We start from the raw sequence: 13,219 nt of genomic DNA on the forward strand, positions 1-13,219 counted from the left end.
ACGAGCTTCCGCCAGCCTTCGGCCACCACGCTCACGAGCGACAGCTAGGGGCGGGCCGACCCCACAGCGTCACGCGCTTCCGGAACCCGCCCCACCCGACGCCTCACGAGCATCCACGCGATGCCGAGAACGACGAACCACACCGGGGTCAGCAGCAGTGGCCCCCGAGTGTCGTCGAACATGCCGAGCACCACGAGCATGAAGACGAAGAACCCGAGCACCACCCACGAGAGCGGCACACCGAAACGCAGCCGGTAGGCGGATGCGGCATGCAGCTCGGGACGGCGGCGCCGGTACACGAGGTACGACGCGAGGATCATCGACCACACGAAGATGAAGAGAATCGACGAGACCGCTGTGACGAGCTGGAACGCGTCGTCGAAGATCAACCCGAGCGATCCGCCCAGCAGCACGACCCCACAGGACAGCAGCAGGGCACGGCCAGGCACGGCTGTCCGCGTCAGCTTCCCGAACATCGCGGGAGCCTGCCTCCTCGTCGCGAGACCGTAGGCCATACGACTCGAGGAGAAGAAGCCGCTGTTCGCGGCTGACACCGCCGACGTCATCACCACGGCGTTGATGAGGGCTGCCGCCCCACCGAGACCGATGAGCAGGAAGAGCGCCACGAATGGGCTCTCGCTCGGGTCGATCTCGCTCCACGGCGTCACGCACATGATGACGCCGAGCGCGAGCACGTAGAAGAACAGGATGCGCATCGGCACCTGGTTGATCGCCTTGGGCAGGTTCTTCTCCGGATCCTTCGCCTCGGCCGCCGTCGTGCCGACGAGCTCGATACCCGCGAACGCGAAGATCGCGATCTGGAAGCCGCCAAGGAACCCGATGAGACCGTTCGGGAAGAAGCCGCCGTCGTCCCACAGATGCGTGACGCTCGCCGCATCCCCGTTCGGAGCCGTGAACGCCGTCGCGATGAGGAAGATACCGACCACGATCAGCCCGAGAATCGTGACCACCTTGATGAGCGCGAACCAGAACTCGGCCTCTCCGAACGCCTTCACGGCAATGAGATTCAACGCCAGCACAAACGCGACCGCGATGATCATCGGCACCCAACCGGGAAGATCCGGCCACCAGAACCTCGCATACGTCTGCACGCCCACCATGTCAGCCGTCGCGATCGAGATGAGACACAGCCAATACGTCCAGCCGATGAAGAAGCGCGCCCATTCACCGAGATAGTCGGCGGCGAAGTCCTGGAAGGTGCGATAGCCGAGATTCGAGAGCAGCAGCTCCCCCATCGCCCGCATCATCACGAACAGCATCGCGCCGACGACGACATACACGAGCAGAATCGACGGGCCAGCCTTATGGATGCCGATGCCGGAACCCAGGAAGAGTCCCGTTCCGATCGCACCGCCGATAGCGATCAGCTGAATGTGTCGGTTGCTGAGACCGCGCTCAAGGGATGGCCCGGCAGTTGGGGAATCGCCTTCGATACCGCTCATGGCCAGAGCCTAGATCCAGTGAGAGGAAAACTCACCAGAAAAGATTGGTGGAGGACTCTGGAATTGCACCAGACAAGGCGTCTCAAGAACGCATCCCCCAAGGATTCGAGTGTAAGCCCATGATCGTTCCGGGAGCAAGTTGGAAACGCCGAGAACGGATGCGAGAACCGGCGCTTTCCACCCGTCAGCCGCCGCGCTTCTGCGCCTCGAGATCCCACACGAGCTCGAGCGAGGAGAAGCCCTCCTCACCATCGGAGTCTCGATACAGCTCGACGAAGCGTCCGATGTCCTCCTGCCAGCGCGCATTCGCCGGATCGACGTCGAGCGCGGCGATGGCCGCATCCCAGTCGTCGCAGATCACGTCGTGGAAGAGCCGATGCCCGGAGCGGAAGATCGTCCAGCTACGGATGCCGACCCGGCCGAACGCGGCCATGAGCTCGTCAGGCACGACGGCGTGGCTGGCGCGGTACCCCTCGATCGATCCCGGCTTGATCTCCGAGTGGAGCGCGACCCTCATCGTGAGACTCGCATCCAGCGCTCGCCGCGGGCTGCAGCACACGTCTCGTCTCGAAGAAGGGCTCCATCGGTAGCTTCCATACTCGAATGCTAGCGACATCGTGTCCCCCGGGAGCGCAGCACATGGCATACAGAATGGCCCAGCCACCCCGGGAGCGGTGACTGGGCCATTCGAGGCAGGGACCTAGGCCAGGGCGGCCTGCTGGTTGCTCGCGTTGCGCGAGTCGATCGACTTGGCGAGCACCCCCGTGACGGCGATGAGGATCGCGACCGCGAGGGCGACGACGCCGACGAGCGTCGACTCGGGTGCATCCGCGAGCCGCCCGAAGCCAACCCAGGCGACACCCCAGATGATGGCCGCCGACACGGCGAGGTTCTTCCATCGCCACACGTAGAACGTCGCGAGTCCGAGGACGGCGACGAGGGCCGCGGTGGTCGAGATCTCGCCGAGCGTGCTCTCCGCAGCCACCCCGGTCGAGACGATGGCCGCCCCGAGGTTCGCGAGGGTCGCAACCGACACCCAGCCGAGGTAGAGGCCGAAGGTCGTGTCGACCGCGAGGCGCTCGCCCCAGTTCTCGGCAGGGCGCGCGGCGATGCGGCTCACCAGCGCGATGCACACGGCGAGCAGCGCGACGATGACGACGACACTCACCCAGATCAGGCCGAACTGAGTGACAAGGAGCCATCCGGCGTTCAGGAGCATCGACAGCGCGGCCAGCCAGCCCGTGGAGCGAGCCTTGGCCGACGTGGCCTGCTTCGGCAGCCACTGCCAGACGACGTAGGCGAACAGGCCGAGGTAGATGACCGACCAGATCGAGAAGGCCGTGCCGGCCGGGGCGATGAGCGTTGCGTCGGCGGAGAGGTTGCCGCTCGACGACTGATTGACCTCAGTGCCGCCGAAGAGACCCACCCCGTAGAGGGTCCCGACGACGCAGAGGATTCCGGAGACGGTCACGAACAGACGGCGGAGAAGATCGGAGGACATGCAAAGAAGCTAAACGATCTAACTGAATGCGGCGTGGATGTTGACACTCTCGCGTGCCAGAGGCGATCGAGTCGCCGCAGCATGGGAAAACGCCCCCGACCATGAACAGCACCGCGTGGTGCTCATGGTCGGGGGCGTCAGAGGAGTCCGGCTCCGAGCCGACTCCGCGCCGCTTAGAGCTGGACCTTTCCGCTGTCCCCCTCGATGGGCTCTCCGGAGACCTTCGACTTGATGAAGCTGAAGACCGTCGCGATGCGGCCGCCCGGGGTGTCCCAGTACTCGCCACCGCTCGCCGTGAACTTCAGGACGCCCACGTTCGGGTCCTCGGGTCCGTCAGGGAACCACGCCTCGGCCGCAGGGTTCCAGAGCTCGCGCAGCTTCTCCGGCGCATCCACGACCCCCGCCGTCCCGGAGAGCGAGACCCACGAGTCGTTCGAGCTCAGTGAGACCCCGGCGCGAGCATCCGCTGCGAGGTTGCGGACCGTCGTCGAGTCCTTCTGGATGAGGAACCACAGGTCGCCGTCGAACTCCGCCTCCTGAATCGTGAGCGGATGCGCGACCAGCGACCCCGAGCCCTCGATCGTCGTGAGCATGGCGAAGCGGAACTCCTTGACGAGCTTCGCGATCTTCGCAACCTCGTCGGCATGCGAAGCGTTCGAGTGGGTTCCGTGGCCGTCGTGCGTCGTGTGGTCGGTCATGTATTGCTCCTCGGGGGATCAGATCGTGCGCGTTGTCGCGCCCGTCGTCGGGCGCTCCCGCTAACGGGACCCGGCGAACGTACGCACGGGGCCTCCGAATCCCCCTCGTGTCTCCCGGATGCCCGCCGTGCACTCCCGGCGCGGCGCCTGGGAGCGAGACGAAACGCGTGTGCTCTAGCGGCGAGCGCCGTAGCCGATCAGCTCGCGCAGCCAGCCGACTCCCTTGACGGTGGCGCCGACGGCCGCGACGCGTTCGCTGAGCTCGCGATCGCTCGTGGCGACCGTCACGGTCTCGCCCCCATCGACCCGGCGACGTGCCTCATCGACGATCGCGTCGTCCCCTGACGCGCTCGCGCGCACCACTCGAACCTGGGCGTGCTGTGCCTCGTCGTCCGACGGGCCGCGGATCTCCCGCGCGGCGCCCTCGACGACAACCGCGAACTCCGGGAACCAGCTCGTGCCGCCCAGCCCCAGATCTTCGGCCGAGACGCCGGACGTCATCGACGTGGATCCGGACGACGCAGGCAGGGCCGCTCCGGCTCGAGCGAAGGCCTCGACCTTCGACAGCAGCCGCTCGGCTGCGCCCGCACGGTCTCGCCACCAGCCGTCGGGGACCGAGCCGACCACGTTCGCCGCGTCGACGACAACCGCCGGGCGCACCTCGAGGGCGGCCCGCAGCGCAGGCCAGGAGGCTGCGAAGCCGTGGTGCAGCGGCAGCTTGTCCACCTCGTCGATGGGAACCCAGCGCAGCTCGAGGCTCTCCGCGTCGGCGATGACCGGATCGAACGGCTCGACGACGCGAGCGACGAGCGTCGTGTACCGCCAGAAGCCCAGCTCCAGCACGCTCGTGAAGAGCGGCAAGACGGAGCCGCACGGCACACCCGCTTCCTCTGCGGCCTCGCGGAGGGCGCCGACGGCCGGGGATTCGCCCTCGTGCAGCGCCCCGCCCGGGATGCCCCACGTGCCGCCGTGGTGGCTCCACTCGGCGCGATGCTGAAGCAGGATGCCGCGCTGCGGGTCGACGGCCACGAGCCCTGCGGCACCGAACCGGCCCCAGTAGCGCTGTCCGGTCTCGGAGTACACCCACGCGTCGCCGGGATCGCGCGGCCCATGCAGCAGGCGGCGCGAAACCTGGTTGCCGGCGGGGGAAGTCGTCACCCCGTCAGCTTCACACGGCGCGGCTCCGCTGCCAAGAGCCCAGCCAGACGGGCGTAACAGATGCTCTCGCATGGACCGTGCGGGCGAGGGGCGACTCCGCAGACGTGCAGCCTGTGGACGCGCCCCTTCCACAGGCGCGAGGGCAGCTCGGTTCCGGCCCGTTCGTCGCGCGCACACTCGTCGCATGACAGCGATCCCAGCCCCGATGACCGAGCCCATCATCAGCGACGAGGAGGTGCTTCGTCACGTGACCGGCCTCGTCGGAGAGGCCTATCGGCGCCAGCTCTGGCTCATGTTCCTCGACGCCGACGACCTCGCCCTCCCGGTCCTCATGCCGATCGAGGCCTACCCGAACAGGCCCACGTATCCGCACCTCGAGAAGATCGCGGGGGCCATCGCCGAGATGGTCGCCGAGCTGCGGGCCGCGAGCATCATCCTCACGTGGGAGCGGCCAGGCCCTGGCGACTCCACGCCAGACGAGCGGCTGTGGGCAGCCGCGCTCGGCATCGCGTGCGAGGTGCGCGAGCTCTCCGTGCGCGCGCAGCTCCTCGCGTCGCGCGAGGGCGTGCGCCACTTCGACAAGGCCGAGTACTTCGCCGTGGCGGCGTGACCGATGCTGACACCCCCTCCGAGGCTGTCGACAGAGGTCACACGAAGCGTGGCGGCGACACGAACCGCGGCAGCCGCAGCAACCGCCGCGGCGACACGGTCCGCCGAGTCAGTCGGTGGTCAGCACCACGAGGCGCTGCGTGGCCCGGGTCATGGCGACGTACCGGTCGACGGCACCCTCGATCCCGGTCCCGAACTGCTCGGGATCCACGAGCACGACCAGGTCGAACTCGAGGCCCTTCGCCGTCTCCGGAGTGAGCGAGCGCACCCGGCCTCGGTTGTCGAACTCGACTTCGCTCGGGCCATCACCGCCACCGCTCCCGCCCCCGACGGCCGTGATGACGCAGGCGATTCCCTCGAGGTTCTCGTCCAACCACGCATCCAGCACCTGCTGGAGGTCAGCGACCGATCCGTGCACGACGGGCAGCCCGCTGCTGCGCACCGACACCGGAACGTTGGCATCCGGCAGCGCCGCCAGGATGACGGGCGCAGCTTCAGCCATGACCTCCTCCGGCGTGCGGTAGTTGATCGTGAGCTGCGCCACCTCGACCTTCGGCAGGCCGATGCCTCGCAGACGCTCCTCCCACGTCTCGCGGAAGCCGTGCCTCGCCTGCGCCCGGTCGCCGACGACCGTGAAGCTGCGCGAGGGGCACCGCGCAAGCAGCATCGCCCACTCGGCATCGGTGAGCTCCTGCGCCTCGTCGATCACCACGTGCGCGAAGGGGCCAGCCAGCTCGTCGAAGTCGACCGGGGGCAGGGAATCCTCGTCGATGAGCGAGTGCTGCGCATCCTCGACCCGGAGCATCGTGACGACACCCTCGCCGTCGTCGTCACCCTCGATGAGGTTGTCGACCACGTGCGACATGTTCTCCTGCTGCGACACCAGTGCCTCGGCCCGCCGGGCCCGCTGCCGGAACTCGTTCGGGTCGCCCGTGAGTCGCCTCGCCGCGTCGATGAGCGGGAGATCCGAGACGGTCCACGAGCGAGCATCCGCCCGCTGCAGCGCCCGAACCTGTTCAGCGCTCAGCTCAGGGGCGCACCACTGCAGGTACGCCGGCACCGACCAGAGGTCGGCGATCACGGAAGCCGGGTCGAGCAGCGGCCACGCCTTCGCGAACGCAGCCCGCAACCGCTCGTCACGCACCAGCGACGCCCGCACAGCGTGCTCGGAAGCCTGCGGCGAGCGCTTGTCGACGAGGAGCCGCAGCACCTCCTCCCACACCTGCTCACGAGCCTCGTTGTGCGTGAGCCCGGGCTCGTACGCCACCAACGCCTCCGCCCAGTCGCGGGCGTCCAGGGTCAGCTCCTGCGAGTCCGTCGTCGTCACCGAGAACGGCGCCCGCGGCGGACGCTGGTGGTACCGCACCGCCTTGCCCACGGCCCGCACCAGGTCGAGCGACGACTTCAGCCGGGCGACGGATGCATCGGTCTCCTCCCGCGCGTCGGCCCCTTCCGGGAGCAGGTCGCGGAGCGTGCACAGCTGCACGCTGTCCTCGCCGAGGCTCGGGAGCACGTTCGCCACATAGTTCAGGTACGGGCGGCTCGGGCCCACGAACAGCACCCCGCCGCGCCCCTGCTTGAAGCGGGGGTCCGAGTACAGCAGGAACGCCGTGCGGTGCAGCGCCACAACCGTCTTGCCGGTGCCGGGCCCGCCATCCACGACCAGCGCGCCCCGCGAAGGGGCACGGATGATCGCGTCCTGATCGGCCTGGATCGTGCCGAGCACGTCGCGCATCTCCCCCGACCTCGCCGACCCGAGACTCGCGATGAACGACGACTGGTCGTCCAGTGCCACACGACCGACAAGATCTCCGGGCACGAACACCTCATCCCAGTAGTCGACGACCCGCTCCACGTTCCAGCGGTACCGGCGGCGACTCGCCAGGCCGAGCGGATTCGCGTGCGTCGCCGCGAAGAAGGGCTCAGCCGCCGGCACACGCCAGTCGATGAGCAGTCGACGCCCGGCCTCGTCGGCGAGACCGAACCGGCCGACGTACACGTCGGGCGAACCATCCGTCGGCGTCATGCGCCCCAAGCACGCATCGACCCCGAAGCGCTCCAGGCCACGCAGCTGACGCGACAGGCGATGGATCTCCGTATCCCGATCAAGCGCCTGCTGCCCCGCGCCGCCCTCCGTCAGCCGCAGCTCATCGAGCCGCGCCGCGAGCTCGCCCTTCTGCAGGGCCAGCGCCTCAGCGACCGCAGCGAACTGCTCAGCATCAGCACCCACCAGTTCCGGGTCGGACTTGAAAGAAAGGTGGGGCGGGAGGGCAAAGACTTCAGCAGAAGATGTCACGATCGCTCATTCTGGTGCCTCGACGGGGCCTTGCGGCAAGCCCCCTGGTGATTTATAACTTGGAAGAGGCAGGCAGGCGCTCGAGAACCACCGCGATCGCCACCGCGACAGCCACCCCGATGAGCGTCTCCACACCCCGCTCGAGCAGCAGCTGGCCGGCCGAGACATCCCCCGCGAGGCGCCCCATGACCAGCACAAGCGGCGTCAGGAACAGCAGCCCCAGCGTGTAGTTGCGCACGATGAACAGCTCGACCCCACCTTGCAGGGCGATCACCAGCAGCACCACGACCAGGCCGCTCGGCTCGAACGCCATCAGCACGGCCGCCGCCCCGAGGCCGAGCACCGTCCCCACAAGCCGATGCGTCGCCCGCAGCACCCGATGGAACCCCGTCGCCGCCGACAGACCGGCGATCGCGGACACCATCGCCCAGTACGGATGCCCGATGCCGATCAGCAGCGGAATCGCCCCAGCCACCAGCGTGCCGACCGCGAACATCCACGCACGCCCCAGCGGCGTCGACCTCGCCGGACGAACCGACCTGATCGACCCCGTCGACAGCGAACCCACAGCGGAGGCCCCCGAGGCGGGTGCACCCGTAGCGGAGGCCCCCGAGGCGGTTGCTCCCGCTGCGGCTGGTCCCGAGAAAGCTGGCCCCGGAGCCTGAGCAGGAGCACCGGCCCCGCCGGCAGCAGCTCGCGCCGCGCGGCCCCTGTCCACGAGCTCCCCGACCACACCGAACGCGAGCCCGAGGAGCAGCGACCACACGGCCGTCACGACGGCCACGCCGAGACCACGCAGCAGCACCGCCCCGTCCACCGCGAGCGCCGCGATCGCGGCGAGGGCGAAGATCTGGAACATGGGGCCGGGAGGCGCCCACCGTACCCGGTCGCCGAGGAGGGACATGAGGAACGCCCATGCGGCGGCGATGGGCAGCACGAGCAGGCCGCGCTCGGGCGACAAGGAGATGAGCGCACCCACCCCGACGGAGACGAGCAGCGCCCCCGCGGCGATCGACTGCAGCCGGAGGCGGGCGAAGACGCCCAGCCCGCGACCGTAGACGCTCGTGAATGCGCCGAACACGGCGAAGATCGCCAGCTGCATGGATCCGGTCGCCCACAGGAGCACCAGTGGCGCGCCGATCGCCAGCGCAACCCGCAGCGCCACCCAGTGGTCACGTCGGTAGGGCCCCATCGTCACGAGGTCGCGCCAGCCAGGAATCAGCTCGTGTCGGGAAAAAGGCATTGCGCCATTATCTCCCCGCCCTGGGGACTTCTCCCCGTCTGCCAGCCCTGACCACGGCCCCGAACTTAAGATAGGCTCGCCTTACTCAAAGCCGAGTCGCGTTGGACGTTCAGCGCGACGCGCAGGCTTGGCCCGTCCGCCCCCAAAGCGCCCGTGCGGCCCCTGCAACGGCTCCACTCTCTGTGCGCGCAGCACAGCACATCCCCGAACCGAGGATCCGCCATGCCCGAAACGCTCACGACTTCCACGCGGCGCACGGCCGCCCGCATCCAGGGTGCCGGCCTGCTCGCCATCTCCGCGCTCCTCCTCGCCGGATGCGCCCCAGCGGCCACCGGCGCCGCGCCCGAAGAGACCGCCGCTGCATCCGGAACCGTCACCATCACCGACAACCACGGCGAGATCGAGGTTCCCGTCAACCCCGAGCGCGTGATCGCCCTCGACAACACGACGTTCCAGACCCTCAGCGACTGGGGCATCAATGTCGTCGCAGCCCCCAAGCCGCTCATGGAGAGCGTCTGGCCCGACCTCGCTGGTGGCGACGAGGTGCTCGATGTCGGCCTCCACCGCGAGCCAGACCTCGAGGCCGTCATCGAAGCCGAGCCCGACCTCATCATCGGCGGCTACCGCTTCCAGGACTACTACGAGGACCTCAAGGGCATCCAGCCCAAGACCATCGAGATCAACCCCCGCGACGGCGAAGAGGCCACGAGCGAGCTGAAGCGCCAGGTCGAGATCCTCGGCCAGATCTTCGACAAGGAAGCGGAAGCCGCCGAGACGGTCGCCGCGTTCGACACCGCCATCGCCGACGCCAAGAGCGCCTACAACGGCACCGACACGGTCGTCGGGCTCATCACCTCAGGCGGCGAGATCGCCTACGCGGCACCCGGCGAGGGACGCGGCGTCGGCCAGCTCTTCCCCACGATCGGCCTCACCCCCGCCATCGACCAGGCCGCTGAGGATGCCTCGCACGGCGACGACATCAGCGTCGAGGCCATCGCCCAGGCCAACCCCGAGTGGATGATCGTGCTCGACCGCGACGCCGGCACCGGCGAAGAGGGCGCGACGGCAGCAGCCGAGCTGATCGCCGGCGCCGAGGCCCTGCAGAACGTGCCAGCCGTGCAGAAGAACCAGATCGTCTACCTCGACCCGTCCTTCTACCTCGACGAGGGCATCCAGGCCTACACGGGCCTGTACACGGACGTCGCAGCGGCGTTCTCCGGCGTGAGCAGCTAGCCACGCCCCGGGCTCTCGTGCCCCGCCGCTCCCCCCGTGCCCTCGCGGCACCCGAGCGGCGGGGCACGAACCGGCCCCGGGCTCCCCGGGGTCTCCCGCCGTTCAGCTGCGCAAGCCGCGGCAGCCGCACAGCACCCCTCCGCACGTCACCCACGACAGCGAGCGAATGACAGCAACAGCCCCACCCCCAGCAGCGCCGGCGCCCCGAGCCGCGCCGAAGCCGCACGTGCCGCTCCTCAACCGGCGAGGGGCGCTTCCCATCGGCATCGTCACCGTCGCCGGTCTCGCCGTCCTGTCGCTCTTCGTCGGCGCCTACGACATCGCCGGCAACGAGTTCGGCGGCGAGATGATCTGGATCTCCCGGGTCCCCCGCACCATCTCGCTCGTGCTCGCGGGCTGCGCGATGAGCGTCTCCGGCCTCATCCTGCAGCTGCTCACCCAGAACCGCTTCGTGGAGCCCACGACGACCGGCACCACCGAGTGGTCGGCCCTCGGCCTACTCGTGAGCTACATCGTCGCCCCGGCGGCCGGCCTCACGACCCGCATGGTCATGGCCAGCGTGTCCGCCTTCATCGGCACCATGGTGTTCCTCGCCGTGCTGCGCCGCGTCGCCCTCCGCTCCGCCCTGATCGTGCCGCTCATCGGCATCATGCTCGGCGCAGTCGTCTCCGCCTTCACGACCTGGCTCGCCATCGAGACGAACTACCTGCAGATGCTCGGCACCTGGTTCATGGGCAGCTTCACGAGCGTCGTCCGCGGCCGCTACGAGGTGCTGTGGATCGTCGCCGTCATCGTCGTCATCGCGTACTTCGTCGCCGACCGCTTCACCGTCGCGGGCCTCGGCAAGGACATCGCCACGAACTTCGGGCTCAACTACACCCTCGTCATGTTCATCGGCACGGCCCTCGTCGCCATCGCCACCGGCGTCACCACCGTCGTGGTCGGCTTCCTGCCCTTCCTCGGGCTCATCGTGCCGAACCTCGTCTCCATGGCGCGCGGCGACAACCTCAGATCGAACCTGCCCTGGGTGTGCGTACTCGGCGTCGGCATCATCATCGTCTGCGACATCATCGGCCGCGTCATCCGCATGCCCTTCGAGCTGCCCGTCTCCATGATCCTCGGCATGGTGGGCGCCGCCGTCTTCATCACCCTCCTGCTCCGGATGCGCCGCAATGGCTGAGACCGTGCCCCGCTTCCCGAGATCCACGTCCCGTCGCATCGGCGACCAGGTCAGCGACGCCAGCCGCCCCGCGAAAGCTCCCCGACTGTGGCTGCGCTTCAGCATCCTCGGCGCCCTCGTCGTCCTCGCCGCCGTCGGCGTCCTCACCTACGACATCGCCATGGAGCCCGGCAGCCGCGGCTTCTGGCTCGCCGTGAACCTGCGCGTCGTGACCGTCGCGACCGTCATCGTCGTCGCCGCCTGCCAGGCCGTCGCGACCGTGCTGTTCCACACCGCGACCGGCAACCGCATCCTCACCCCCTCGATCATGGGGTTCGACGCGATCTACGTCGTCTTCCAGACCGCGCTCGTGTTCTTCCTCGGCGGCGCCGCCCTCGCCTCCACCGACGGCCTGCCCAAGGTGTTCCTGCAGAGCTTCCTCATGGTGGGCTTCGCGACGCTGCTCTACACGTGGCTGTTCTCCGGCAAACGCGGCAACCTGCACATCATGCTGCTCATCGGCGTCGTCTTCGGGGTGGGCTTCGGCTCGCTCTCCACCTTCATGCAGCGCCTCCTCACCCCAAGCGAGTTCGACGTGCTCTCCGCGAAGCTCTTCGGCAACCTCAGCAACTCGAACCCCGAGTACCTGCCGTGGGCTGCGCTCATCATCGCGGTCGTGCTCGCCTTCATCTGGCGCACCCGGAACACCCTCGACGTGCTCGCCCTCGGCCGCGACACCGCCGTCAACCTCGGCGTCGCCTACAAGCGCAAGGTCACGGTGCTCCTCATCCTGACGGCCGTGCTCATCTCCATCTCGACGACCCTCGTCGGCCCCATGACGTTCTTCGGGTTCATCGTCGCGACCCTCGCCTACCAGCTGACGGGCTCCTCCCTGCACAAGCACGTCATCCCGTTCGCGATGCTGCTCGGCATGCTGACGCTGCTCGGCGGCTACTTCGTGCTGCGCCACGTGTTCTACGCGGCCGGGTCCCTCTCGATCATCATCGAGTTCGTCGGCGGCCTGTTCTTCATTGTCTACCTGCTCCGAAAGGGTGCACTGTGACTCCGACTGGCTACCTCCTCCGAAAGGGTGCTCTGTGATCTCGCTCTCGAACGTCACCAAGACCTACGCCAAGACCACCGTGCTCGGCCCCGTGACCCTCGACATCCCGGCTGGCGGTATCACGGCGCTCGTCGGGCCGAACGGCGCAGGCAAGTCGACGCTCCTCACGATCGTCGGCAGGCTGACGGATGCGAGCACCGGCACCGTCACCGTTGGCGGACACGACGTCACGAAGGCCAGGAGCCGCGACCTCGCGAAGGTCGTCTCGATCCTCCGCCAGGAGAACCACTTCGTCACCCGGCTCACGGTGCGCGAGCTCGTCGGCTTCGGCCGCTTCCCCCACTCGCAGGGGCGCCTCACCGCCGACGACAAGGTGCACATCGACCGGGCCATCGAGTTCCTCGACCTGGCGGCACTCGAGCACCGATACCTCGACCAGCTCTCCGGCGGGCAGCGCCAGCGCGCCTACGTCGCCATGGTGCTCGCCCAGGACACCGACTACATCCTCCTCGACGAACCCCTCAACAACCTCGACATGAAGCACGCCGTCGCCATGATGGGCCAGCTGCGCCGCGCCGCCGACGAACTCGGGAAGACGTTCGTCATCGTCATCCACGACATCAACTTCGCGGCCGCCTACGCCGACAACATCGTCGCCCTCACCGACGGCCAGCTCGCGCACTCCGGCAGCCCGAGCGAGCTCATGACGACCGAGACGCTCGAGCAGGTCTTCGGCACCCCCATCCAGGTGCGCCACGACGGCGACTACCCGCTCGCCGTCTACTACCGGTAGGCA

12 protein-coding genes are annotated in these 13,219 nt (G+C 68.5%); 5 read left to right on the forward strand and 7 right to left on the reverse strand.

Going from position 1 to position 13,219, the window contains the following annotated elements; translation table 11 throughout:
- Window positions 1-44: 44 nt before the first annotated feature.
- From C5E07_RS08795 to C5E07_RS08815, 5 genes are all read right to left on the reverse strand, one after another.
- Entirely contained in the window at window positions 45-1,463 is a 1,419-nt protein-coding gene (locus tag C5E07_RS08795; RefSeq protein ID WP_104299141.1) for an amino acid permease, read from the reverse strand.
- A 184-nt stretch (window positions 1,464-1,647) separates the two neighbouring features.
- A complete protein-coding gene (locus C5E07_RS08800) occupies window positions 1,648-1,980 on the reverse strand; it encodes an L-rhamnose mutarotase (RefSeq protein WP_104299142.1) in 333 nt (110 codons plus the stop codon).
- 183 nt (window positions 1,981-2,163) lie between these two features.
- A complete protein-coding gene (locus C5E07_RS08805; protein WP_181057890.1) occupies window positions 2,164-2,964 on the reverse strand; it encodes a tryptophan-rich sensory protein in 801 nt (266 codons plus the stop codon).
- A 173-nt stretch (window positions 2,965-3,137) separates the two neighbouring features.
- A complete protein-coding gene (locus C5E07_RS08810) occupies window positions 3,138-3,662 on the reverse strand; it encodes a pyridoxamine 5'-phosphate oxidase family protein (RefSeq protein WP_104299143.1) in 525 nt (174 codons plus the stop codon).
- Between the two features lie 174 nt (window positions 3,663-3,836).
- Entirely contained in the window at window positions 3,837-4,820 is a 984-nt protein-coding gene (locus C5E07_RS08815; protein WP_258063819.1) for an NUDIX domain-containing protein, read from the reverse strand.
- Between the two features lie 184 nt (window positions 4,821-5,004).
- Here C5E07_RS08815 and C5E07_RS08820 point away from each other — a divergent pair, with 184 nt between their 5' ends.
- Window positions 5,005-5,430, forward strand: a complete 426-nt coding sequence (locus C5E07_RS08820; protein ID WP_146080559.1) for a hypothetical protein — start codon at window positions 5,005-5,007, stop codon at window positions 5,428-5,430.
- A 108-nt stretch (window positions 5,431-5,538) separates the two neighbouring features.
- Here the strand turns inward: C5E07_RS08820 and helR are convergent, their stop codons facing one another.
- Together helR and C5E07_RS08830 are read right to left on the reverse strand one after the other, a co-directional pair.
- Complete coding sequence (gene helR / locus C5E07_RS08825; RefSeq protein WP_104299146.1) at window positions 5,539-7,728, reverse strand: RNA polymerase recycling motor ATPase HelR; 2,190 nt, start codon at window positions 7,726-7,728, stop codon at window positions 5,539-5,541.
- A 49-nt stretch (window positions 7,729-7,777) separates the two neighbouring features.
- Window positions 7,778-8,968 carry an FUSC family protein gene (locus C5E07_RS08830; RefSeq protein WP_104299147.1) on the reverse strand — a complete coding sequence of 397 codons (1,191 nt, stop codon included), beginning with the start codon at window positions 8,966-8,968 and terminating at the stop codon, window positions 7,778-7,780.
- Window positions 8,969-9,190: 222 nt separating this feature from the next.
- Here C5E07_RS08830 and C5E07_RS08835 point away from each other — a divergent pair, with 222 nt between their 5' ends.
- The 4 genes from C5E07_RS08835 (at window position 9,191) to C5E07_RS08850 (ending at window position 13,216) form a co-directional block, all read left to right on the forward strand.
- Window positions 9,191-10,201 (forward strand): siderophore ABC transporter substrate-binding protein, encoded by a 1,011-nt coding sequence (locus C5E07_RS08835; RefSeq protein ID WP_104299148.1) that lies wholly within the window; start codon window positions 9,191-9,193, stop codon window positions 10,199-10,201.
- Between the two features lie 166 nt (window positions 10,202-10,367).
- Window positions 10,368-11,381, forward strand: coding sequence for an ABC transporter permease (locus C5E07_RS08840; RefSeq protein WP_104299149.1), 1,014 nt, complete (start codon window positions 10,368-10,370; stop codon window positions 11,379-11,381).
- Entirely contained in the window at window positions 11,374-12,423 is a 1,050-nt protein-coding gene (locus C5E07_RS08845; RefSeq protein ID WP_104299150.1) for an iron chelate uptake ABC transporter family permease subunit, read from the forward strand. Before C5E07_RS08840 ends, C5E07_RS08845 begins: the two co-directional genes overlap by 8 nt.
- A 34-nt stretch (window positions 12,424-12,457) precedes the next feature.
- The gene (locus C5E07_RS08850; RefSeq protein ID WP_104299151.1) at window positions 12,458-13,216 is read left to right on the forward strand and encodes an ABC transporter ATP-binding protein; all 759 of its coding nucleotides are present in this window, start codon (window positions 12,458-12,460) and stop codon (window positions 13,214-13,216) included.
- The last annotated feature ends 3 nt before the right edge of the window (window positions 13,217-13,219 follow it).

Origin of the sequence: Pseudoclavibacter sp. RFBJ3, from assembly GCF_002931375.1 — a bacterium.
Lineage (GTDB): Bacteria > Actinomycetota > Actinomycetes > Actinomycetales > Microbacteriaceae > Pseudoclavibacter.